The organism is Mucilaginibacter xinganensis, assembly GCF_002257585.1.
Lineage (GTDB): Bacteria > Bacteroidota > Bacteroidia > Sphingobacteriales > Sphingobacteriaceae > Mucilaginibacter > Mucilaginibacter xinganensis.
The window spans coordinates 400215-425033 of the sequence record NZ_CP022743.1 but is presented as its reverse complement, the minus strand read 5'-3'; the positions used below and the strand labels follow the sequence as shown (position 1 = coordinate 425033).

The following is a 24819-nucleotide window of genomic DNA, read 5'->3' as shown; positions in this document are numbered from 1 at the left end:
ATTTCCAATACCATGATTGATAGAAGAGTTATTTTTGATTTCGATATCGCTTTCACCAATGGCGGCGGCATCCAGGGCCAGGATTTTCGTTTAGATATTGATGGCGATACTATTGATGACAAAGCGCTTGCCGATTACCTTGTAAAGGACATGCAGCTATTGATGGTTGGCGAAGTAGAAATTCTGAATAAGCACTACATAGAAGAAAAGCACAAGCGTGCGGCTATAAACCTTGCGGCTGACGAGCTGCTTATTGATCTTAGTCATTCCATTTTTGATGGCCTGGTAACCTACAAAGGATTGCCCGCCCCAATAATATGCGATTACCTGAGCCGTGAAAGGTCAAAAGAATTTTACGAAGCCGGAACGGAGTTCCAGATAGGGAAGATTGAATTGGTTACCAATACCGGCACCTACCTGGACTGCCCTTTCCACAGGTTTGAACACGGTAAAGACCTTTCGCAGATAGCCCTGGAGCAATGTGCAGAACTGGATGCCATCACCATTAACGCAAAAGATGCTACAGCAATAGGCCGGGAATATTTTGTTGGAAAAGAGATCAGTAATAAAGCGGTGCTGGTTTACACCGGCTGGGCGCAGCACTGGAATACCGCCGATTATTTTGAAGGCCATCCCTATCTTACCGAAGACGCCGCCGTATATTTAAGAGATTGCGGCGTTAAGCTGGTAGGGATTGACAGCCATAATATTGACAATACCACAGGCAAAAAAAGGCCCGTGCATTCTATATTACTTGGTGCAGAAATATTAATAGTTGAGCACTTATGCAACCTTCAGCTTTTACCCGAAAACAGTTTCCTGTTTAGCGCCGTTCCGCCTAAAATTGAAGGCGCCGGCACTTTCCCGGTAAGGGCGTACGCAAATTTAAAAAGCTAATTTTAGCCGGGAAAGGCAGTAAGAAGCGCTTTTAAAAACTCGTAAATCACTAAACCTTCTTATAAATATCCTTCAAATTGCGGCCCATCTCTTTGTAGTCAAGTCCGTAGCCAACTACAAATTCGTTTTCAATTTCAAAGCCAACGTATTTCAGTTCTTCTATTGGTTTTAGCAGCGACGCTGGTTTTAGCAGCAGAGAGCAAACCTTTATAGATGCTGGCTGCTTCGCACGCAGTTTTTCGAGCAGGTAATTCGCGGTGTTCCCGGTGTCAACAATATCTTCAATCACCAAAACATCGCGGCCTTTTATATCCACGCTGAAATCAATGTCATCACGGATCTTTAAAGAGCTTTTAGTACCGCCGTAATAAGAGGCCAGCTTGGTAAAAGTAACTTCGCAAGGAATATCTATTTGCTTAATAATATCGGCAATAAACAAAAAGCTGCCATTCAAAACTCCCACAAATACGGGCACGGTGTGCTGGTAATCGGCATTTAATTGTTTGCCAATTGCTTTGATGCGCGCATCAATGGCGGCAGATTTTATAAGGGGCTCAAACTTAAGGTCGGCTATGCTTATTTCCATGAGGCCAAGATAAAAAAATACACGGATAATGACCGTAAAATTATCGTCACAAGAATAACCAATAAAATTTGATTTTATTTTGTAATGTATTCAAATTTAATGGATTGCCCGTAAGACGTCCTGGCACCGGACGGTAGCCCGTTGTCTAAATATTGATAAACATACGGGGTGGTCATCCAGTTTGTTTTTGTGCGGTTATTTGCTCCTCCCAGCGTAGCATCGCTTATCATAAATAATACATGCAGGTTAGCGAGGCCAATATCTGCAAAAGGCGACTTTTTATCGTCGTACTGAAGTGTCTCTGTGCTGGTTATTCCCGCGCTGTGGCCGGTAATGGTGGTTACGTTACCGTTGCTGTCGCGGGTATAGTCAATCGTATAATTATTCTCGCCAATATATCTCACCACCTGTTTCCCGTTCAGCACAAAAGCATAGTTAAGGTAAGGCGTTATCCCATCTGCGGCATATTGCTGTACCAGCACGGAATCGGCCGTGTACCTGAACTTATCTATAAACTCAAGCGCACCATTCGCCATTATAGATACCGATGCAAGCGTATTATCATTGTTGTAGGCATAAGTGTAAGTTGCCAATGAGTTACTTGAGCGCTCACCCGAGATCCTGTTCTGGTCATCATAAGTGAAGTTATCGGTCCATGATCCGCGGCTGTCTGTATAAGTAATTGTGCTTACCAAATAAAGCCCTTTATTTTGCGTTTTATCTTTTTTGCAGCCGCTAAACAGCACCGCCAACAGCAGGGGAATGGCTAAAGCTTTCATGGTTTTGAAAATTGGTATAATAAATTTACAGGTTTCGCCTTAATTAGCAACTATTTAATTAAACACTATCTTTGCCCCGCAACATGACGGATTACCAGGTTCACACTTTACCAAACGGCATCAGGATACTTTTCAAACATGCAGCCTCAACAATAACCCATTGCTGTTTTATTGTTAATGCCGGCTCGCGCGATGAAACAGAACAGCAAACCGGGCTGGCACATTTTATTGAGCACCTGCTTTTTAAGGAAACCGAACGCCGGAGCACCAACCAGATCCTGAACCGCCTTGAACTTGTGGGCGCCGATCTTAACGCATACACTACCAAAGAATATACCTGCATCCATGCTTCCCTGTTAAGCCAGCACCTGGAACGCACGGTTGATCTTTTCGAGGATATTTTATTCCACTCTACTTTCCCTGCGGATGAACAGGAAAAGGAGCGGGGCGTGATCCTTGACGAGATCGCATCGTACCTTGACCAACCCGAGGAAGCCATACAGGATGATTTTGAGGAACTGCTTTTTAAAGGGCACCCGATAGGAAACAATATTTTGGGGACTCCTGAAACCGTTGCCAAACTCAGCAGCGCAGATATCAATCAATTTATTGACGCTAATTATAACACCTCCGAAATGATCTTTGCTGTTTTTGGCGATTATGATTTCAGGAAGCTGGTGAAGCTGTCTGAAAAATATTTTGGCGCAGTTAAAACCAATCAAAACACCAAGCACAGACTAGTGCCGGGGCCCATCAGTTCAAGCCGGAGTATTATTACCAAGCCCATTTCGCAAACCCATTGTATTATTGGCAGCAGGGCTTACCCGTCGGCACACCGGCATAAAAACGGGTTGCTGCTGTTGAACAACCTGCTGGGCGGTATGGGTATGAGCAGCCGGTTAAACCTGGAGATCAGGGAAAAACATGGCATTGCTTATACGGTTGAGTCGAACTATACCTCGCTAACAGATACCGGCATCTTCTCGATTTACTTTGGTACAGATAGCGAAAAAGCCGAAAAAGCCACCAAACTGATCCTTAAGGAACTTAAAAAGCTGCGCGATCAGAAGTTGGGCACCCTGCAGCTGCACCAGGCCAAGGAGAAATTTATCGGGCAGATAGCATTAGCCGAAGAAAACCGCATGAGCCTGATCATATCCATGGCAAAAAGCCTGCTCGATTTTAATTATATAGATACGCTGCAGGAGGTATTTGACAAAATTAATGCGGTAACATCCGAACAATTGTTAGAAATAAGTAATGAAATTTTTGATAATGACAGGATGATTACCTTACTATTTGAGCCTAAGCAATAATCCCTTATTTTTGCACAATGAAGTTTCCTATAATAGCATATGGCGATCCCGTTTTAAGAAGAAAAGCAACGGCCATTGAACCGGATGAATATCCGCATATAAAAGAGTTGGTTGCAAATATGTACGAAACCATGTACGGAGCACATGGCGTAGGCCTTGCCGCTCCGCAGGTGGGCCTTTCTATGCGTTTGTTTGTTATTGATGCTTCAACTTTTACCGATGAGGATCCTAAGCTAAAGGATTTTAAAAAGGCTTTTATAAACGCAACCATTTTAGAGGAAACCGGTGAAGAATGGGGCTTTAATGAAGGCTGCCTGAGTATCCCCGATATCAGGGAAGATGTTTACCGCAAACCCACTATAACCATTTCTTACTACGACGAAGAGTGGAAACACCATGAAGAAACATTTTCAGGCATGGCCGCCAGGATCATCCAGCACGAATATGATCATATTGAGGGCAAGCTATTTACCGATAAGTTAAGCCCACTGCGTAAGCGTCTTATAGAGAAAAAGCTCAACGACATTTCAAAAGGGTTTGTTGACGTTGATTATAAAATGAAGTTTCCTGCCGCAAAAAAGGGAAGGTAGGAAAATATACAGGAATTATAGCACCGTGAATCAGCAAAATTAAGCAGCCTGATTCGCGGCTTTTTTTTGAAAAGCTTGTCGTTTGCGAATCTTGATCCTTTCCTTTTAACCCTTAATTGGTTCCCGGTGTCCGACTTTTATCGCCGTCAGATATTTCTTTAATAAGGCTGCCCCAGTTAAACGGATTTAGTAGCGGATTAGTGATGGAGTGTGAGTTTAACACGCTGTTATGAAAATCCTGGAAGCCGTTCATTTCTGAACCATCACGCGGTAAAGTGCGGCGAAGGCTAAGGATAGACGAGCGGCTTAGGTTTTTTTCTGCAATGGCCAGGTCATCGTCAGCAACCTTCATCGTGATAAAATCTTTCCTGAACTCCTCGGTAGTTGCCCACGGGAAAACGTGGAAAACCGGCAGATTGATAATCTGCGGCTTAAGCATTATCTGCGCAGTATAGCTTTTGGTAGTAACGTTTGCGGGTATAACAATAATTTCCGGCGCATAGCCCACACATGAAAAGCGAATAGTATCACGCTCATGGGCCGGGAATGAAAAGTATCCTTTATAATTTGAAATATTAACCAGGTTTTGATTTGAACTGTTTATAATGCTTACATAGGGTACAATAACAGTTGCACTATCGGCATTATGTACAATCCCGCTAAACTGTACGATCGGCCGCTCCTGCTTTTGTGCAAAAGCGGTTGCTGCAATTAATATAAAGAATAAAAGACCTGTTAACTTCTTCATCAGGGGTATTGGCGGTATTATATATTACGTTTCTTCTTGATCAATTGTTTAAAACGTTCAACAAAAATAGATTATTGCACTTAGGTACGCAGCTATTTAACAAAACTTAACACTACCTGAGGTTTTCAGGAAGTACCGCGTTAGGGTCGTCAATATCTGTTAAATTTACGGCTTCAACACCTGTAATTTCCGGAACGGCCTTTTTTATCGCTTCCTCAATGCCCGCTTTTAGCGTCATAATGCTCATTGGGCATGACCCGCAGGCACCAAGTAATTTAAGCTTAACAACATTCTCCGGAGTTATTTCTTCAACTGAAACGTTCCCCCCATCCGTCAGCAGGTACGGCCTTATGGTATCCAACGCTGCTTCCACCTGATCTAATAAACTCATTTGTACTATTTTATAAAGTAAAGTTATTAAATATTTTTCATTTGTATTGCAAAGGCGCAAATCGCAACCGTTGCATATTAGCTGGATTTAGGCCTGAAAGCTTTAATTTTAACCCGCTACCTAACTATACCAGCTACCAAACTAGCTATTCAACGGTCCTTCATTAACCTTTTCAAAGGCTTTTGCATTGCTAATAGCAACCTGTTGCGCCACACTTTTAGCCATCTCAATAAAGGCTTTTGCCATTACGCTATCTTCGTTCAACACAATCGGCATGCCCGAATCGCCACTGTCGCTAATGCCTTTTATCAGCGGGATCTCTCCCAAAAACGGCACGTTCAACTGTGTGGCCAGCTTTTTGCCCCCACCTTGTCCAAAAATATAATATTTGTTTTCGGGCAGCTCGGCAGGTGTAAAATAGGCCATGTTTTCAACCACCCCAAGTATGGGCACGTTAATTGCCGGCATCATAAACATACCAATTCCTTTTTTAGCATCAGCCAGTGCTACGTTTTGCGGCGTGGTAACAATAACCGCTCCTGTTACCGGGAAAGTTTGTGTTACCGTGATATGAATGTCGCCGGTGCCGGGTGGCAGATCTATCACCAGGTAGTCCAGCTCGCCCCAATCAGCATCGTTAAACAATTGCTTAACCGCTGTTGAAACCATTGGCCCGCGCCATGGCACAGGCTGGTTAGGGTCGGTAAAAAAGCCAATAGAGAGCAGTTTAATGCCATATTTTTCAATTGGTTCAATGCGCGTTTTGCCGTTAACTTCGGTTGACATTGGCCGGGTATTTTCCAGCCCGAACATGATAGGGATAGACGGACCATAAATATCCGCATCTATCAGCCCCACCTTAGCCCCTGTTTTTGACAGCCCAAGTGCCAGGTTTACCGCAACGGTTGATTTACCTACGCCGCCTTTTCCTGATGCTACCGCAATAATATTTTTAACGCCAGGCACACCCGTATTTTTTTGCGAAGTAACCCGTGATGTCATGTTGATATGCACATCGGCATCTTTACTCACAAAGTAAAGGATGGCATTGCGGCAGGCATTCTCAATCATTGCCTTTAGCGGGCAGGCCGGGGTGGTTAATATTACCGAAAAACTAACACGGTTGCCCTCAATGTTAATATCCTGGATCATGTTCAGGGTTACCAGATCCTTTTTCAGATCGGGTTCCTCAACATTTCCCAGTGCCTGTAAAACTTGTTCGCGGGTTATGCTCATAATATAAAGCAAACTTACTTAAAAGGGGGTACATTACTGTCATGTAAATGATAGTTTTGGGGTTTGAGATCTGCGATCAATGATTAGACCCTGGTAAATATCAATTTAACTGATAATCTCTGTTTCCATAACCTGTTCTGTTATGGCACCGTTTTCAACGGTTACTTTGTAAACTTTGCTTTTGCTGTCGCCGGCAAGCACTTTAGCTATTTTTTCATTCTCAAAATACAACCCTGCATTTTCATCCAATCCATACCCGGGTTTCATTTCTCCTTTTAATACCATTTCCTGGTAAACGGAGGCCCTTGTTTTTGAAGAATGATAATGCGGGCTGATACTGCCCTTTAAAAATCCGAGGCATTCAACCTTGCTCAGGGCTATCGGCCTTGAATCGGACAACCCTTCGTGAAACCAGCAGATGGTTCCGGCGCTTGAGCCGGTTAGCACAATGCCTTTTTCCCATGCCTTTTTCAAAACCTTGTCAATTCCGTGCGCCTTCCAAAGCGCCATCATATCCAGGGTGTTGCCACCCGGCACCAAAATAGCATCCATTCCTAAAAGTGATTCTTCAAAAGAAACCTTTTGCGACGCCGACTCAATGAACACCCGTTGCACAAAAGGTTCTATGGACAATTTTTTTGCGGATTCCATCCAATAATTGATATATGCCTGGCTATCGCCGGAGGCTGTTGGCAAAAAGCACACTTTCGGCTTATCCTTGCCCGTCAGCTTTATCAGGTAATTCATCCAAACCGGGCCATAAGCGCCGCCGGTGAGCAAAATCTTTTTGGTTGTTTTTGGCGGCGATGGTGCCAAAGCGAAAATTTGGTTTGAAAATGCTGCTCCCGTAGCTGCTATAAGCGATTGCCTGATGAATTTTCTGCGAATCATAGCCCTAATATAACCGTAATTTCACAAAGTAGCGCCCGGGGAAATCATATCCGGGTTTCGTCATTAAAATATTACTCAAAATCCGCACATTTGCACAACGCACATTTACACAGCTGCAAATGATTTTAGTTACCGGGGCAACAGGTTTTTTAGGTTCAGAAGTGGCGCTGCAGCTGGTTCAGCAAGGCAAAAACATTCGCTGTACCAAGCGGTCATCCTCTATTATTCCGGAAATCCTTAAACCCTTAGGTGACGGCATTGAATGGGTAGAGGCGGATTTGATGGATATTTTCGCCCTGGAAAACGCCCTTAACGGCGGTATTACACAGGTTTACAATTGCGCAGCTTGGGTATCATTAAAACAAGCCGATAAAAAGGAGATGATAAATACCAATGTTACCGGTACAGCAAACCTGGTTAATTTGTGCCTGTTACAAAACATCCGGCTGGTGCATGTAAGCTCGGTAGCGGCAATAGGCCTGGCCAAGCCCGGCGACCTGATCACCGAGATCCATCACCTGGACCGCGATACGGAAACCGACGGCTACGCGATATCAAAGCTGGAAAGCGAAATGGAAGTATGGCGCGGCATTGCCGAAGAGCTGGATGCTGTAATAGTTAACCCTTCCATAATTTTAGGGGCCAACGCCGGCACAGCAGGCAGCGGTCAATTGTTTGAAACCGTTCGCAAGGGGCTTAAATTTTACACCCTCGGCAGTTCGGGCTTTGTTGATGTGCAGGATGTAGCCAAATGCATGATAGCGCTCATGAATACAACCATTACCGGCGAACGTTACATCATTAATGCGGAGAACCGTACGTATAAACAAATTACAGCAGAAATTGCCAATGGTTTTGGGATAACTCCCCCGGCTACCCTGGCAAAGCCATGGATGATGACCCTGGCCTGGCGGGCAGCGCGAATCATCGGCGTATTAACAGGCAAAGCGCCATCGCTTGATAAGGTTTCGGCGCAGGCTGCCTCCATGACGCGTGATTACGACAACTCCAAAATAAAAAAGGCAACAGGGATTAAATTTAAGCCCTTAAGCAATACCATAAAGGAGGTTTGCGAAAGGTTAACGGTATCAGCATAAGCCTTCTTTATATTTATGCTATTTAAAATCTATCCGCATGACTGCTGCCTGATTAACCGGTGTAAACACTCATCAGAAGTAAATAAAAGGCACAATACCCGGCATACTTAACAATTCTGAAAGCCCCCGGCCATATTGGCCAGCGTTGTTCACCTAATATTGCCCGGTAGATAGCATTACCAGCGTGCAGGCATATTCCGTTTCAATTCCTTTTTCGTTAGCCATACGGCGCAGCTCGGAGTTTTCGGTGCCTGGATTAAAGATGATGCGCTTGGGATGGGTATTTAAAATATAGTCATAAAGCCCCTCCTGGTGGTCGGGGCCAATATAAAGAGTTATGGTATCGATATCCGTATGAATGGCTTCCGGCTTTTCAATGGGCTCGCCCGCAACAAGCCCCTCTTTTATTCCTACATTCACAATACTGTGCCCGCTCCCTACCAGACGGTTGGCAGCAAGATTGGCATAACGCCCTTCGTTGGGGGTTGCGCCTAATATCAGTGTTTTTTTATCAGCCATTTATAATCCTGGTTAATAACGCAATTTGCGCTGAATGGTAAACATTGTGTTGAATTAAACCGTGTACCAACTCTTCATAATTAACACCGGTTCCCAACTCCGGATTCCGTTCGTCAAGTGTTGGTTCGCTCCATTGCTCCTCGGGGAAGTTTTGAATAATTCCCAACAAATTTACGTTAACCAGCTTCAGATCATTGACATATTGCTGCCATTTTTGCTCATCAGGCGCGGCGGGTTCCGGCCAGTCGCCGCTCGAGGGCTGCTGCGCCGACATCCCGTTCATGCGGTCCATTACTTCTTCGGACCATGACAGCATGTGCAGCACAATACCCGCAATGTTATGTGCCGAACCGGCAGGCTTCTCGTAAGCAGTTTCAAAGCTTACTTTTTCAATGATGCTATAAACCGGCAAGCCGTACCAGGGATCGCCCGATAATACCTGCGCTAACTGTTTGCTTAACTTTTCTGAAATGCCCATATTATATTTTTGACGCCGCTATTGCGCAGTTTATTCCATCAATAGCAGCAGAAATTATGCCACCGGCATAACCTGCACCTTCGCCGCATGGAAATAAACCCGCCACCTGCGGGTGCTGTAACGTTTCTTTATCACGCGGAACCTTTACTGGTGATGACGTGCGCGATTCCACACCCACCAAAATAGCCTCGTTGGTGTAATAACCTTTCATTTTTTTTCCAAATGCAGGCAAGGCCTTCCGCAACCGTTCATTAATCCAGCCGGGTAAAATTTCCTTTAGCTCTACAGAGTTTGTACCTGGCAGGTATGAATTGACGGGAAGACTGGCTGAAAGGCGGTTCTCTGCAAAATCTATCATTCTTTGTGCAGGAGCAACCAGCCTGCCGCCGCCCGCTTTAAAAGCGGCACTTTCAATTTGCTGCTGAAAGCGAAGCATCCGCAGCGGATCAGTCATGTCGCCTTTCACATCTTCTGAATTGATTTGCACTACCGTCCCCGAGTTTGCGAAAGGATTGTTCCGTTTAGACGGGCTCCAGCCGTTCACCACTATTTCTTCTGCCGCTGTAGCACAGGGTGCAATAATGCCGCCCGGGCACATGCAAAATGAAAATACGCCGCGGCTATCAACCTGCTCCACCAGGTTATAATAGGATGGCGGCAGATCAGGGCCGCGCAACTCGCAATGGTATTGCGCCTGGTCAATAACTTCCTGCGGATGTTCTATTCTCACACCCAAAGCAAATGGTTTGGCTTCTATAAGGATATTTTGATGATGCAGCATTTCAAAAATGTCACGTGCAGAGTGCCCTGTCGCCAGGATCACCGCATCAGCCATTAATTTATTGCCGCTTTCAAGTGCAATCCCTTTAATTTTTCCAAACTCAACCAGTAAGCCGGTAACTTTGGCATCAAAAAACACTTCGCCCCCTGCATTTAAAATACTGTCTTTTATAGAGGTAATAATCTGCGGTAATTTGTTGGTCCCAATATGCGGCCTGGCATCTATCAAAATATCTTCTGTAGCGCCGTGGGCCACAAATGTTTTTAATACAGCGTTCACATCCCCCCGTTTGGTAGAGCGGGTGTAGAGCTTTCCGTCGGAATAGGTTCCTGCGCCACCCTCGCCAAAGCAATAGTTCGACTCCGGGTTAACCACTCCCTGCTTGTTGATATTTGCCAAATCGCGGCGGCGCTGTTTTACATCTTTCCCCCGTTCAACTATTATTGGCTTCAGGCCCATTTCAATACATTGCAACGCTGCAAACAAACCGGCCGGACCAGCACCAATGATTATCACCGGTTTCCCTGTTTTTACATCGGGATACTTAACCGTGAATGTTTCCGGGACATAAGCTTCGTCCACAAATACCTGTACCTGCATGCGGTAAACTACCTTGCGGCCGCGGGCATCAATAGATCGTTTTAAAATTTTTAGGGCAGATATTTTTTGTGCTGGGATATGTAGCGCTGTGGCGGCTATTTTGATGAGTGCAACTTCATCTTCCTGCTGCCCCGGGGGGCAAACAATTTCAATCTCTTTTATCATACTTTCGCCGGGTTTTTATCCCGGATAAGGCAAAGGTAGGGAATCCTCCTGATATTTATTCTGCTACCGGATAATGCGCTGTTATGATAATCCAAACGCAGAATCACGTTAAAACCTTACTCATACAAATACTGTTCTCCACTCCAATATAATTGCCATACGCTTCGGTAATTTCGTACCCGCATTTCAGGTAAAGGTTTATAGCCTCGGGCTGGTTTGTGCCTGTTTCCAGTATACATTTTTTGAACTGTAGTGTTACAGCCCATGCCTCCAATTCATTTAGCAGCTGTTTGGCAATCCCTTTGCCGCGGTGCTCACTGGCAACAAACATTCTTTTAACTTCCATCTCGGTGTCATTATAAGCCCGGAGTGCGCCGCAGCCAACGGCTACATTGCCCCAATAAGCCACCACCACGTTTTTTATTTTATCCAATTTATTAAACTGGTTAAAAAAGCTTTGTTGTGCGCCGTACCGAAGTTCCAGGTCACAGTCAAGGCTGATTACTAAGGTGCGAAAATCGGGATCATCGGAATCTGTACGTTTTAGGGTGAGGTTTTGCATTTGATATTGTGCTAACAGGCTAAAATTAATAAAAAGCTATATCAAATGTTATCCCTACTATTCAACGCGCCCTCTGATGGCTGTTTTTTTCCGGCGGGCACGTTTTATACCAGCTGCTATCCCCGTTTAACGGACAAATCCGGGAAATGGAAACAGTAAAACATATTTATCATCGCATAATTTTGTATATATCAATATGTTGTAAATTTGGAACAGCCTTTGGGCCATTTGAACTGTTTGAATACTGATATATTCCATATTAACCTTTACCATGTGGCCGCCATGGCAACCCTGTTTTCGGGGTTTACACTTGCTTTGCTTTTAGCATTCGCAAAAAGAGAACGCCAAACAGCCAACCTGTTTTTAAGTGCTGCTTTAACTGTAATGGTATTGAAGACCGGCGGGCTTACGCCGATTTTTTTACCGGCGCTGGGGCCGCTGTTGTATTTTTATGTCCGGCGGATGACGGCACCAAACCTACAGTTTAACCGAAAGGATGTGCTGCATTTTTGCCCTTCGCTGGTTGCATATTGGATGCCGGGCTGGCTGTTGCTAATTTCGGTTGTCATTTATTTATACTTGTCGCACCGGCTGATACAGAGTTTTTATAGCCGCCTGCGGCCAGTGCTGATGGACAGGCCGCGCTTTGCTTTCCGCCGGTTGGATAATACCTTGCACCTGCTGGCTTTGCTTTGCCTGTTATGGCTGTTTAATGATGTCTTTAGTTTTACCGTTGCTTTTATACTGATTGGAATGGCCGCTGAAGTAATGCTGAAATTGGATAGCAGCACACAACTGGCCACGCCGATAACCGATAGATATGATGCAAAGGAAAAAAGCCGCAGACTAATGGAAGCCGTAGCCGCAAACCGTCTTTACGAGGATGCCGAACTGACATTGACCTCCCTTGCAGTAAAGCTGAAGATCCATCCGCATGATTTGTCCCGGATTATTAATACTGGGATGGAAAAGAACTTCAGCGATTTTATTAATGAATTTCGGGTTCGTGCAATTGTCGGAAAAATGCAGGACCCGGCTTACGACCGGCTCACGTTGCTGGGAATTGCCTACGAGTCGGGGTTTAATTCCAAAACAACTTTCAACCGCGTTTTCAAAGAGATGACCGGCAAAACCCCGGTGGAATACAAAAACAGCCTCAACAAAGAGGTACCAATTGATAAGTTGGCACCCCGGTTACGAATACTGCCGGTAATATTGCGTTCAGATAGCCCGCCAAATTGGGCTCCTGGAAAATTAAACCGCAATTATATGTTGACAAATTATTTAAAAATTGCTTTAAGGACGCTTTGGCGGAACAAAGCTTTTTCTGCTATAAACATAATCGGATTAGCACTTGGTTTGGCTATCTGTTTCCTTATTTCACTATTTGTGATAGATGAATTAAGCTATGATAAGTTTAATTTAAAGGCAGACAGGATTTTCCGTGTTAACGCTGACTTCAACGTGAACGGAACTCAATTTAATGCCCGCACTACACCCCCATCTATGGCCTCCATATTGGTTAAGGAGTTTCCACAAATTGAAAATGCTGTTCGTATTAAAAGCAATGGAAAAATTTTAGTAAAAAAGGGGAAAGCTAAGTTAAGCGAAGACAATTGCTTTTATGCTGACAATGCGTTGTTTGAGGTATTTACATTACCTATGATTGCCGGAGATCCTAAAAGTGCTTTATCACAGAGTCATTCGCTGGTAATTTCAGAGAATACCGCGCGAAAATATTTTAACAGTACAGATGTGATAGGTAAAACTATGCATTTGGATAATGCTACTGACTACCAAATTACAGGAGTAATAGAAAATACGCCCGTACAATCGCATTTGCATTTTGATTTTATTAAATCAATAATTGAATTACCAGATAGAAATTTTCCCGATTGGTCTAATGTAAGCTACATTACTTACCTGTTAGCACGGCCTGGTGTTACTCAAAATTCATTAGACAATTACCTCCAGGAAGCTACAAAGAAATACGCGGAACCTGTTTTGTTAAGAGATCTTCATAGCTCATTGCCGGAACTTGAAAAAAATGGCGGTCATTTCAGGTACCTAACAATTCCCCTTACAAAAATTCACCTGCACTCTACATTAACAGATGAGCAAGAGCCATCAGGTAATGCGGAGTACGTGTATATATTTACGGTAATTGCCATTTTAATATTATTGATCGCCTGTATCAATTTCATGAACCTTTCAACAGCCCAGTCTGCGGGTCGCGCAAGAGAAGTAGGCGTTAGAAAGGTTCTGGGATCTAACAGGCCCCAATTAATTCGGCAATTTCTGATGGAATCAATCACAACAAGCTTTTTAGCGGTAGTTGCTGCAGTAATTTTAGCCATTCTTTTGCTCCCATATTTCAATGACCTATCTGGTAAGCAAATCACTTTAGGCTGGCTAACCAACATATGGTTTATGCCGGTACTCATATCAATTACATTGGTAATTGGTGTTATTTCTGGTTTATATCCCGCATTTTTCTTATCCGCCTTTCAACCTATAAAAGTATTAAAGGGTAAACTGGCGGTCGGTTTTAAAGCGAGTATGCTCCGTAACTGTTTGGTTGTTTTTCAGTTTGCAACTGTAATAATTTTAATAATTGGAACGCTTGTGATATACAAACAATTAAAATACATCAGCAATAAAAATTTAGGCTATAACCGCTATCAGGTGCTGATATTAAAGAATACAAGCGCACTATTCCCGAATGCAAAATCTTTTTTAAACGATGTGATAAAAATGCCGGGTATTAAATCTGGTACAATGACATCATGTCTTCCTACAGCTGTTAATAATTACACCCAGGTTTACGGAAAGGAGGCGTCTTTAAACAAAGACCAAACCAGGGCATTGGCTACCTGGTCTGTTGATGAGGATTATATTCCAACACTGGGAATGCAAATGGCTGATGGCAGGAACTTTTCCAAACAGATATTAACAGATTCCTCAGCTGTTGTTATTAATGAAACAGCTGCAAAAATGCTTGGATACCAGAAACCCTTAAATAAGTTTTTATATGGGCCGGGGGGAGTTACTTTCCATATTATAGGCGTGGTAAAAGATTTTAATGCAGGCTCATTACATAGTAAAATATCCCCCCTGGTACTTAGAAATTCATTAGATAATGGGGCTATGGCATTTCGCGTCGAAACTAAAAACCTGCCAACGCTTATTTCTGAAATAAGAACGTTATATCATACAAAATACGCAAATATGGCCGACCAGCCATTTTCTTATTCCTTCATGGATGAAGAATTTAATCACCTCTATCGGTCTGAACAAAATATTGGAAGAATTTTTATTTCATTTTCTTTTTTCTCCATACTTATAGCCTGTCTTGGCCTGCTTGGTTTAGTTATCTATGCTGCTGAACAACGCATAAAGGAAATTGGGATCCGAAAGGTACTGGGTGCCAGTATAACTAATTTAATAATGATGCTTTCAAATGATTTTTTGAAGCTAATCGGTATCTCCTCCCTTATTTCTTTTCCGGTTGCCTGGTGGGGAATGAACCTTTGGCTTCAGGACTTTGCATATCGGACAAGTATTAGCTGGTGGATCTTTGTCGCAGCCGGCTTTTTAGCTGTAACAATAGCAATGATTACCGTAAGTTACCAGGCATTAAAGGCCGCGTTAGCAAATCCCATTAAGAGTTTACGATCAGAATAATCGCTTTCGGTCTTATACGTCTACAGCTATTTCCGGACAAATCCGGAAAATGGAAACTGAACGTCCTATGTTGGCAGCCAATACAGCAAAACATATTTATCATCGCATAATTTTGTATATATCAATATGTTGTAAATTTGGAACAGCCTTTGGGCCATTTGAACTGTTTGAATACTGATATATTCCATATTAACCTTTACCATGTGGCCGCCATGGCAACCCTGTTTTCGGGGTTTACGCTTGCGTTGCTTTTAGCATTCGCAAAAAGAGAACGCCAAACAGCCAACCTGTTTTTAAGTGCTGCTTTAACTATAATGGTATTGAAGACCGGCGGGCTTACGCCGATTTTTTTACCGGCGCTGGGGCCGCTGTTGTATTTTTATGTCCGGCGGATGACGGCACCAAACCTACAGTTTAACCGAAAGGATGTGCTGCATTTTTGCCCTTTGCTGGTTGCATATTGGATGCCGGGCTGGCTGTTGCTAATTTCGGTTGTCATTTATTTATACTTGTCGCACCGGCTGATACAGGGTTTTTATAGCCGCCTGCGGCCAGTGCTGATGGACAGGCCGCGCTTCGCTTTCCGCCGGTTGGATAATACCTTGCACCTGCTGGCTTTGCTTTGCCTGTTATGGCTGTTTAATGATGTCTTTAGTTTTACCGTTGCTTTTATACTGATTGGAATGGCCGCTGAAGTAATGCTGAAATTGGATAGCAGCACACAACTGGCCACGCCGATAACCGATAGATATGATGCAAAGGAAAAAAGCCGCAGACTAATGGAAGCCGTAGCCGCAAACCGTCTTTACGAGGATGCCGAACTGACATTGACCTCCCTTGCAGTAAAGCTGAAGATCCATCCGCATGATTTGTCCCGGATTATTAATACTGGGATGGAAAAGAACTTCAGCGATTTTATTAATGAATTTCGGGTTCGTGCAATTGTCGGAAAAATGCAGGACCCGGCTTACGACCGGCTCACGTTGCTGGGAATTGCCTACGAGTCGGGGTTTAATTCCAAAACAACTTTCAACCGCGTTTTCAAAGAGATGACCGGCAAAACCCCGGTGGAATACAAAAACAGCCTCAACAAAGAGGTACCAATTGATAAGTTGGCACCCCGGTTACGAATACTGCCGGTAATATTGCGTTCAGATAGCCCGCCAAATTGGGCTCCTGGAAAATTAAACCGCAATTATATGCTGACAAATTATTTAAAAATTGCCTGGCGCAACCTTATCAAAAATAAAGTTTTGTCGTTTATTAATATTGGTGGCCTTGCAGTGGGCATGGCAGTGGTAACACTCATCAGTTTGTGGATTTTGGATGAAGTATCATTTAATAAGTATCACAGTAATTACCACCGTATAGCCCAGGTAATGCAAAATGTGACCATTAATGGCGAAGTGAAAACTTCGTTCCATGTACCGTATCCTTTGGCAGCCGAACTACGCAAAAACTATGGCAGCGATTTTAAGTCTGTAGCAATGTCGACACTCCCGAGAGATTATATATTAGCTTTAGGCGACAAAAAACTGACTGAGCAAGGTGCCTTCATGGAAGCCGGCGGGCCAGCCCTGTTTACATTAAATATGCTCGAAGGCAGAGGCGATGCTATAAAGGACCCATCGTCGATATTAATATCGGCGGCTACAGCGAAGGCCTTTTTCGGCAATGAGGACCCCATGGGTAAAGTTTTGAAGTTAAATTTGAGGTGGAACGGTTTAGATAATCTAAAAATAGCCGGCGTTTATGCAGATCTGCCCGAAAACACCACGCTTGGCGGCATGGCTTTTATTGGTTCATGGGGCCACTTCGAGGCAGGCTTGAGCGGAATGAGGGAGCCATGGGGCCCAGGCATTGTTAATTTATATGTTCAACTGGCTCACAATGCCGACCTTGACAAAGTATCTTTAAAGGTCAGAGATGAAATGCTCCGGCATTTAAAACCAGTTGCAGCTTCAGCAAAACCGGCGCTGTTCCTGCAGCCAATGAGTAAATGGCATTTGTACAGCGAGTTTAAGGACGGAAAAAACACCGGCGGCGAAATACAATATGTGAGGCTTTTTGGCATTGTAGGTATATTTGTACTGCTGCTGGCTTGTATTAATTTCATGAACTTAAGCACAGCCCGATCGGAGAAACGCGCACGCGAGGTCGGTATCCGCAAGGCAATAGGTTCATCCCGCAGTCAATTGATATACCAGTTTTATGGTGAATCGGTACTTTGCGTATTGCTGGCATTTTTAGCCGCCTTATTGCTGGCAAGATTAAGTCTCCCTGCATTCAATCAGCTGGCGGGGAAACAGATGAACATTCCATGGAATAGCCCCGCATTTTGGCTTGCAGGCATTGGCCTTAGTTTGGTCACTGCTATTATAACCGGCAGTTATCCGGCACTCTACCTGTCGTCATTTAAGCCTGTAAAGGTATTGAAGGGGGCGTTTAGGGTAGGGCGGCTCGCTTCGGTTCCGCGCAAAGTACTGGTGGTACTCCAGTTTACCGTTTCTATTATACTGATCATCGGCACCATTGTGGTTATCCGGCAGATAATTTTTGCCAAAGACCGTCCTATAGGCTACAGCCAGGACAGATTGGTAGCAATCCCAGTCAGGACAATTGAACTCCACCAACATTTTGATGCGATAAAACAGGCCCTTGCAAACAACGGTACAATAACGGAAATGGCCGAAGCAGATGCCCCGCCTAACAAAGTTCCGGGTACTACCGGCGGCATCGGATGGCCTGGAAAAGAACCCAATCTTGATGTCAATTTCGGCCAGGAGGACATTTCATACGATTATGGTAAAACCATTGGCTGGGAGTTTAGCGCGGGCAGGGATTTCTCACCGTCATTCCTCTCCGATTCGGCAGCGGTGATTATTAACCAGGCAGCGGCTGATTTTATGACCATGAAAAAACCGACAGAAAACTACGTAACGTTTTATGGCCAAAAATTTAAGATCATAGGGGTAACTAAAGACATCATTAACCGTTCGCCTTATGAACAGGTGCAACCTATGGTCTATTTTTTAGCGAAATGGGCGGGAGGCTGTTTACTGCTAAAGATAAGTCCGAAAATGAGCACTAGTAACGCTATTAGCAACATCGCTTCTGTTTTAAAAACCGAGAATCCTGAACAGCCATTTGAGTATCACTTCGTTGATCAGGAATATGCTAAAGAATTCAATAATGAGGAACGCATTGGTAAGCTTGCCTTCGTCTTCGCCGGGCTCGCTATATTTATCAGTTGTCTCGGGCTGTTTGGCATGGCATCATTCATGGCCGAACAGCGCGTTAAGGAAATAGGTATACGTAAAGTGCTTGGCGCGTCCGTGTTCGCTCTGTGGCAATTGTTATCGAAAGACTTTGCCATACTGGTGTTTATTTCAATAATTATAGCCTCGCCTGTGGCTTATTATTTTATGCATAACTGGCTGCGCAATTATCAGTATCACACCGATGTAGCATGGTGGATATTTATAGTTACAGCTATTGGCGCTATACTCATCACATTAATAACGGTAAGCTTCCAGTCCATAAAAGCCGCATTGGCAAACCCTATAAAAAGTTTGAAGACAGAATGACAAACTAATTATTCCGGCTTTTTATTGTTCCTCTTCTTAAGAGCCGTATGCAGGTGAGCATAATAGTAGCGGTGTGTTACGAATTACGTATAATGACTTGTCCGGGAAAAACTATACACTGGGTCTCGTCCGCTTTTGTATCAACGACCGTTCGGAAACGAACAGTTTCGTAGACGCCTCAAATTTCATGTTGTTGAATATCAATGATTTATACAATGGGTATCAATATTGGCATACGGTTACCAAATAACAACAAGATGATGACCGCCGATATAAAATTAGCCGAAATGTGGGAAGGCTGCCTAAAGAACGATCGCAAGCAGCAGGAACTGTTATATAAAACACTGGCCCCCAGGATGCTGGCGGTTTGTATGCGCTATGCCCACGATAAAGACGAAGCCCAGGACATTTTACAGGAAGGCTTTATAAAGATGTTCAAAAATGCCCACAACTACCGTGGCGACGGCAACCTTGAAGGATGGATCCGCCGGATAATGGTTCATTGTGCCATATCCCGATACCGCAAACTTAAACCGATGGTTTTGGTGGAGGACTTTACCGAAGAAAACAGCGGACTCAGCAGCGGCTATAATGCCCATGGGCTGGAAGTAAAGGATTTGATGAAGATGATCCAGAAACTTCCGCAAACCTATCGCTCTGTGTTTAATATGTATGCCATAGAAGGCTACTCGCACCAGGAAATTGGAACAAAACTGGGAATGACCGAGCTTTTATCACGCACCAACCTGCACCGCGCCCGCGCCATTTTAAAAGAGATGGTGAACAAGCTTACCGCGAACGAAATGCATTATATGGCGGGTTAAGCACCAAATACAATAAAAAGGAATAGTTAATTTGATCTCTGCACGTGCCTGTTAAAAACGGGCATTTGTTTTTTGGGGCAATTGCCTCAATTACGCCCCGTCTAATCCGGCGCATCAAAAAGTAACGCAAATTTAACCGGCATTCCTGTTTTTTTAAGTTATTTTGCACGATACCCTTTTTGGGTTAGAGAAACTATTGAGCCCTTATTACCGGTTAAATGAATAAACCCTGGTTTGCTGCCATTGCATTAATATGTAGCTTGTGTGCTTGTAAAAAAGCTGCTTTTGATACAGCCCTGCCGGTGAAACAAACCCAGCAGGCAAGTCCTGTTACGGTAATATTAGGTCAAAATCTTCCGGGTTATACTATTCCTCACATCTTTGAAGGCTTAAGTTATGAAACGGCGCTTTTGACTGAAAGCCCTGACTATCTCAATGAAAACAATGCCGTACTTATCCAGCTTATAAAAAACCTTGGGAAAGGGGTGCTGCGCATTGGGGGAAACAGCAGTGATGAGATTGAATGGGGCGGTGATGATGCAGGTACAGACTCCCTCAAACGAAAACTTACAAAGGCGGATATTGATCGTTTGGCGGCATTTGCAAAAGCTATTAAATGGCCCGTGTTATTTGGCCTTAACCTGGCTGATAATAATGCCGTGAAGGCGGCAGCAGAGGCAGATTACGTGCATACAGCCCTTCAAAACAACCTGTATGCCTTACAGTTTGGTAATGAGCCTGATGTTTTTTTTATGAAGCCCCGACCGCATAACTATAAGTATGCTGACTACCAGCGCGAATGGGATACGTATTATGCCGCAGTAAAAAGCACAGTTCCGGGTGTACGGTTTGCGGGGCCCGACATTGACCCTTTTAACACGAGATGGCTGGCCGAATTTGCCAAAAACGAGGCCCAAAAGGTTATTCTGCTAGATGCGCATTATTATAACTACGGCCCGGCTTCAGATCCTTCCTTAAATATAAACAATGTGTTAAGGCCCAATAAAAACATGGAGGTCTTTTTACAGGGAATGAATAAGATTGCCACTGCGCATAATCTTCCGTTCAGAATATCAGAAGCCAATAGCATTTGGGGACAGGGAAAGCCGGGCCTCAGCAACACTTTTGCATCGGCACTTTGGGCGCTTGACTTTATGTGGCGCATAGCTCAAAACAACGGGCAGGGCGTTAATTTTCATGGTGGAGGCATCCGCTTTGTTTATACCCCCATTAATATAGATAACGGCCTTATTACTGCACGGCCCGTGTATTACGCTATGCTGGCATTTAAATATGGGGCAATTGGCGGAAAGATAATTCCGGTTCAGATTATTAACCGCGATGAAAGTGACAACTATAATGTATATGCCTGCGTTAAGCCAGACAAGTCAACATCGTTAACATTGATAAATAAAGAGATAAAAAAGGATTTTTCGTTTACTGTTCAGCTAAGCAATACCACATCATCCATAAAAATTGTACGCCTGAGCGCCCCTTCCGTTACCGCATTGAACAACATTACTTTTGCCGGATCCACTATAAACGCCGATGGCACTTTTGAGCCAGCAATTACCGAGCAATACCGTACCGATCAGAAAAATATAGTGGTAACCGTACCGGCAGGAAGCGCGGCGGTTGTGGTTATAAAGTAGCCGTTGGTAAGCGGGAGACAAAAGGCCAGGAAAAAAATGGGCGATTTATCACCGCGTATGCTCTCCTGGCCTGCACCTATCTCCTGTTTTTATTTATGTTTACTTCCCATCACGAATGTGATCTCGCCACCGTTCATAATGTCTGAATGGCTTAAAAACATCCCGGGATGCGGCTGTCCGTTAAGGGTTATTTTCTGGATATATACGTTTTTGTCGCTTTGGTTCTTCACGTTTATGGTAAAGGTTTTTCCATCGCCAACCTGTACCACAGCATGCTGAACAGCCGGGCTGCCTATAGCATATTGATCGGTAGCGGGAGCAACCGGGTAAAAGCCAAGCGAACTGAAAATGTACCAGGCACTCATTTGCCCGGTGTCATCGTTACCCCCTAATCCATCAGGCGTTGGCTTATACATACGGGGCAAGATCATCCTGATCTTCTCCTGAGCCTTCCATGGCTTATCGGTCCAGTCATACAAATAAGCAACATGGTGTGATGGCTCATTGCCATGAACATAGTTGCCGATGATGCCATCCTTTGTAATATCCTCAGTTTCGGCAAAATATTTATCGGGCAGGTTATAGCTGAAAAGGCTATCGACATAGGTTATAAAACGTTTGTTGCCGCCCATCATCTTAATTAGTCCTGCCGGGTCATGGGGTACGTACAGGGTATAGTTCCATGCATTACCTTCAATAAAGCCCTGGTTAATAGTTGTAAACGGATCAAAGTTTTTGCGGAAAGTACCGTCGGCCATTTTAGGGTGCATAAACCCGGTTTTAGGGTCATATACATTTTTCCAGTTTTGCGCGCGTTTGTTAAATTCCTCGTAAACATCCATGCGGTTCAGCTTTTTAGCCATCTGCGCAATGCAAAAATCGTCATAAGCATATTCCTGGGTTGATGATACCGAGTTGCCGTTCTTTTCATCCGGAATGTAGCCCAGGTCCATATAGTAACCTATGCCCTCGTAATCACGGTGCCGGGCGGTGGCCACACAGGCATCCAGCGCTTTGTTGGCATCAAAGGGCGCATTGCCTTTAACCACGGCATCAGCAATAACAGATACGCTGTGATAACCGCTCATACACCAGTTTTCGTTGGCCGAGTTGCTCCAGATTGGCAGCATGTGCTCCGGGCTCTGGTCAAAATGGGCCATCATGCTTTGTACCATATCCGAGTTTCTTTTCGGGTCAATGATATTAAACAGTGGGTGCAGGGCGCGGTGGGTATCCCACAAGCTAAATGTAGTATAGTTGGTAAATCCTTCTGCTTTATGAATGTTCTGGTCAAGCCCTTTATACTGGCCATCCACATCCATATAAATAGTAGGGTTGATCATAGCGTGGTACATCGAGGTATAAAAATCTTCCTTTTCATCTTTGCTGCCCTCTATTACAATTTTATGCAACTCAGCTTCCCACTGCGCCTGTCCATCGTTCTTCACTTTGTCAAAGTCCCAGCCCGGAATCTCGGCCTTCATATTGTTCAGCGCGCCGTCAATACTAACCGGCGACAGTGCAAATTTGATCTTGATCTTTTCGCCTTCCTCCGTTTTAAAATCGAAGAACGTTTTTAACTGGCGCCCGGCAAGTTCAGGAAAGTTCTTTACCCTGGCAAATTTGCCCCAAAAGCCCCCGTAAACTTCGCGTTTATCAAACTTCTTATAACCCATCTGGATAAAAGGCTTATTAAAAGTCATGGCGAAATACAGTGTGCGGGTGCGCGCCCAGCCATTGGTTGAGCGGTAGCCCACAACGGTACTGTCATCCACCATGCGCAGGTAGGTCCACACGTTTTTATCAGGATAGTTATAGATCCCGGCCATCAAGTCGAGGATAATATGTGCGTTATCCGATTTAGGGAAAGTATATTGATGGAAGCCAACACGGGTGCTGGTGGTCATTTCGGCAATAATGTTGCTGGCATCCAGCTTTACTTTATAGTAGTTGGCTGCGCTTACCTCATTGGCATGTGAAAAAGCCGAGCGGTAGCCACTGCCCGGTTTATCGGCGGTGCCGGGGTTAAGCTGAACCGGGCCAACTGTAGGCATAATTAAAAAGTCGCCCAAATCGCTGTGGCCGGTGCCGCTAAAGTGGGTATGGCTAAAGCCTACAATGGTTTTATCATCGTACTGGTAACCGGCACAATATTTATAAACATCGGGGTTATATTTGCCGTTAAGCTCATAACTCGGGGTATCGGTTTCGGGGCTCAGCTGCACCATGCCGAAAGGCACGGTGGCACCCGGAAATACGTGGCCCATACGCTGCGTGCCAATTATTGGCTTTACGTATTGCACCAAGTTGCCGGATGGTTTGGGTTGAGCCGCAGCAATGACGGCTGCACAGCTTAAAAAAGCGGTCAGTATTTTCTTCATTTGTTAAGATCAGTTGTTACGCCCAAATATAGTTTTAATGTTTTATTGTTGGATTGCTGTAACGCAGGTTTGACAGAATTTAACTTTTTTACACTAAGATTAACAAAAACAACTCGCCGGTTGTACGATACCGTCAATTGAAAATAAACAAACTAATACCTTTGCAGCTTCAAAGCATACCGCAGAGCAGATGAACGCGCACATACAAAAACTACAACTGGCCATTGAGCCGCTACGGCAGCAGATTATTAACCATAAAGTTTACGGCTTAATAACCAGCATTGACGACCTGGGGGTTTTTATGAACCACCACATTTATGCTGTTTGGGATTTTATGTCGCTGCTGAAAGCGTTGCAGCAAAACCTAACCTGCACCACGGTGCCCTGGTTCCCGGCTGGTTCGGCAAACACCCGGTACCTGATCAACGAGATTGTTACAGGCGAAGAATCAGACGTTGATGGTGAGGGCATCCGCAAAAGCCATTTTGAGATGTATCTTGATGCCATGCAGCAGTGCGGTGCTGAACCTGCCGGCTTTCTTAATTTTATGCAGGCCGTTAAAAATACAGGCAGCGTAACTGCAGCCTTTGATGTAATTGGTGCCCCGGCAACCGTGCACAGCTTTGTTGAGCATACTTTTGATGTAATAAACAGCGGCAAAGCATACCTGCAGGCTGCCGTTTTTACTTTCGGAAGAGAGGATCTGATCCCCAATATGTTCCTTTCTATTGTTAACGACCTGAACAGTAAATTCCCGGGACAAGTATCGCAGTTTAAATATTATTTGGACCGCCATATTGAAGTGGACGGCGACCACCACAGCAACCTCGCGCTGGAAATGACCGCCGAACTGTGCGGAGATGATACCGGTAAATGGGCTGAGATCACCTCGGCGGCTGTCATCGCACTGCAAAAACGGATCGGCCTTTGGGATGGCGTTTACGCGGAAATTATGAGCAGCCGGGTAATTGAGCAGGCCTGATGCCTGTAACCATTTAGTTATCAATCGGGCTTTCGGAAACATTTTGGCATTCCCGGCGTTTGTATCGCATAAT

20 protein-coding genes are annotated in these 24819 nt (G+C 44.4%); 9 read left to right on the top strand and 11 right to left on the bottom strand.

The annotated features are described in order from the left end of the window. Positions 1 to 12 precede the first annotated feature (12 nt). On the top strand, positions 13 to 897 hold the full coding sequence (locus MuYL_RS01975; protein WP_211710225.1) for a cyclase family protein: 885 nt from the start codon (positions 13 to 15) through the stop codon (positions 895 to 897). Positions 898 to 946: 49 nt separating this feature from the next. On the opposite strand, the gene hpt is transcribed toward MuYL_RS01975, so the two are convergent. Continuing rightward, entirely contained in the window at positions 947 to 1483 is a 537-nt protein-coding gene (hpt, locus tag MuYL_RS01970; RefSeq protein ID WP_094568929.1) for a hypoxanthine phosphoribosyltransferase, read from the bottom strand. A 74-nt stretch (positions 1484 to 1557) separates the two neighbouring features. Beyond that, positions 1558 to 2262 carry a hypothetical protein gene (locus MuYL_RS01965; RefSeq protein WP_094568928.1) on the bottom strand — a complete coding sequence of 235 codons (705 nt, stop codon included), beginning with the start codon at positions 2260 to 2262 and terminating at the stop codon, positions 1558 to 1560. 83 nt (positions 2263 to 2345) lie between these two features. Between MuYL_RS01965 and MuYL_RS01960 the strand changes: the two genes are divergently transcribed. Beyond that, positions 2346 to 3578 (top strand): M16 family metallopeptidase, encoded by a 1233-nt coding sequence (locus MuYL_RS01960; RefSeq protein WP_094568927.1) that lies wholly within the window; start codon positions 2346 to 2348, stop codon positions 3576 to 3578. Between the two features lie 17 nt (positions 3579 to 3595). After that, positions 3596 to 4168, top strand: coding sequence for a peptide deformylase (gene def / locus MuYL_RS01955; RefSeq protein ID WP_094568926.1), 573 nt, complete (start codon positions 3596 to 3598; stop codon positions 4166 to 4168). 112 nt (positions 4169 to 4280) lie between these two features. Here def and MuYL_RS01950 read toward each other — a convergent pair whose 3' ends face one another. The 4 genes from MuYL_RS01950 to MuYL_RS01935 form a co-directional block, all read right to left on the bottom strand. Then, positions 4281 to 4916, bottom strand: a complete 636-nt coding sequence (locus tag MuYL_RS01950) for a peptidase associated/transthyretin-like domain-containing protein (protein WP_094568925.1) — start codon at positions 4914 to 4916, stop codon at positions 4281 to 4283. A 112-nt stretch (positions 4917 to 5028) separates the two neighbouring features. Continuing rightward, the gene (locus tag MuYL_RS01945; RefSeq protein WP_094568924.1) at positions 5029 to 5307 is read right to left on the bottom strand and encodes a NifU family protein; all 279 of its coding nucleotides are present in this window, start codon (positions 5305 to 5307) and stop codon (positions 5029 to 5031) included. A 141-nt stretch (positions 5308 to 5448) separates the two neighbouring features. After that, on the bottom strand, positions 5449 to 6543 hold the full coding sequence (locus MuYL_RS01940; protein ID WP_094568923.1) for an Mrp/NBP35 family ATP-binding protein: 1095 nt from the start codon (positions 6541 to 6543) through the stop codon (positions 5449 to 5451). Positions 6544 to 6648: 105 nt separating this feature from the next. Further along, positions 6649 to 7434: a Type 1 glutamine amidotransferase-like domain-containing protein gene (locus MuYL_RS01935; protein WP_094568922.1), complete on the bottom strand. Its 786-nt coding sequence runs from the start codon at positions 7432 to 7434 to the stop codon at positions 6649 to 6651. 119 nt (positions 7435 to 7553) lie between these two features. On the opposite strand from MuYL_RS01935, the gene MuYL_RS01930 reads away from it, so the two are divergent. Further along, the gene (locus tag MuYL_RS01930) at positions 7554 to 8531 is read left to right on the top strand and encodes an SDR family NAD(P)-dependent oxidoreductase (protein ID WP_094568921.1); all 978 of its coding nucleotides are present in this window, start codon (positions 7554 to 7556) and stop codon (positions 8529 to 8531) included. 153 nt (positions 8532 to 8684) lie between these two features. On the opposite strand, the gene MuYL_RS01925 is transcribed toward MuYL_RS01930, so the two are convergent. The 4 genes from MuYL_RS01925 to MuYL_RS01910 all read right to left on the bottom strand — a co-directional run bounded on the left by MuYL_RS01925 (position 8685) and on the right by MuYL_RS01910 (position 11636). After that, positions 8685 to 9050, bottom strand: coding sequence for a CoA-binding protein (locus tag MuYL_RS01925; protein ID WP_094568920.1), 366 nt, complete (start codon positions 9048 to 9050; stop codon positions 8685 to 8687). After that, on the bottom strand, positions 9043 to 9528 hold the full coding sequence (locus tag MuYL_RS01920) for a DinB family protein (RefSeq protein WP_094568919.1): 486 nt from the start codon (positions 9526 to 9528) through the stop codon (positions 9043 to 9045). The genes MuYL_RS01925 and MuYL_RS01920 overlap by 8 nt, the downstream gene beginning before the upstream one ends. 1 nt (position 9529) lies before the next feature. Beyond that, complete coding sequence (locus MuYL_RS01915; protein ID WP_094568918.1) at positions 9530 to 11074, bottom strand: NAD(P)/FAD-dependent oxidoreductase; 1545 nt, start codon at positions 11072 to 11074, stop codon at positions 9530 to 9532. Between the two features lie 103 nt (positions 11075 to 11177). Further along, positions 11178 to 11636 (bottom strand): GNAT family N-acetyltransferase, encoded by a 459-nt coding sequence (locus MuYL_RS01910; RefSeq protein ID WP_094568917.1) that lies wholly within the window; start codon positions 11634 to 11636, stop codon positions 11178 to 11180. A gap of 237 nt (positions 11637 to 11873) precedes the next feature. Between MuYL_RS01910 and MuYL_RS01905 the strand changes: the two genes are divergently transcribed. From MuYL_RS01905 to MuYL_RS01890, 4 genes are all read left to right on the top strand, one after another. Continuing rightward, entirely contained in the window at positions 11874 to 15320 is a 3447-nt protein-coding gene (locus MuYL_RS01905; protein ID WP_157740540.1) for an ABC transporter permease, read from the top strand. 167 nt (positions 15321 to 15487) lie between these two features. Then, positions 15488 to 18907 (top strand): FtsX-like permease family protein, encoded by a 3420-nt coding sequence (locus MuYL_RS01900; protein ID WP_157740538.1) that lies wholly within the window; start codon positions 15488 to 15490, stop codon positions 18905 to 18907. A gap of 257 nt (positions 18908 to 19164) precedes the next feature. Further along, complete coding sequence (locus tag MuYL_RS01895; protein WP_317043862.1) at positions 19165 to 19731, top strand: RNA polymerase sigma factor; 567 nt, start codon at positions 19165 to 19167, stop codon at positions 19729 to 19731. A gap of 218 nt (positions 19732 to 19949) precedes the next feature. Next, positions 19950 to 21383, top strand: a complete 1434-nt coding sequence (locus tag MuYL_RS01890) for a glycosyl hydrolase family protein (protein ID WP_094568914.1) — start codon at positions 19950 to 19952, stop codon at positions 21381 to 21383. Positions 21384 to 21472: 89 nt separating this feature from the next. Here the strand turns inward: MuYL_RS01890 and MuYL_RS01885 are convergent, their stop codons facing one another. Continuing rightward, positions 21473 to 23764, bottom strand: a complete 2292-nt coding sequence (locus tag MuYL_RS01885) for a GH92 family glycosyl hydrolase (protein ID WP_094568913.1) — start codon at positions 23762 to 23764, stop codon at positions 21473 to 21475. A gap of 190 nt (positions 23765 to 23954) precedes the next feature. Here MuYL_RS01885 and MuYL_RS01880 point away from each other — a divergent pair, with 190 nt between their 5' ends. Then, positions 23955 to 24746, top strand: coding sequence for a DUF3050 domain-containing protein (locus MuYL_RS01880; protein WP_094568912.1), 792 nt, complete (start codon positions 23955 to 23957; stop codon positions 24744 to 24746). The last annotated feature ends 73 nt before the right edge of the window (positions 24747 to 24819 follow it).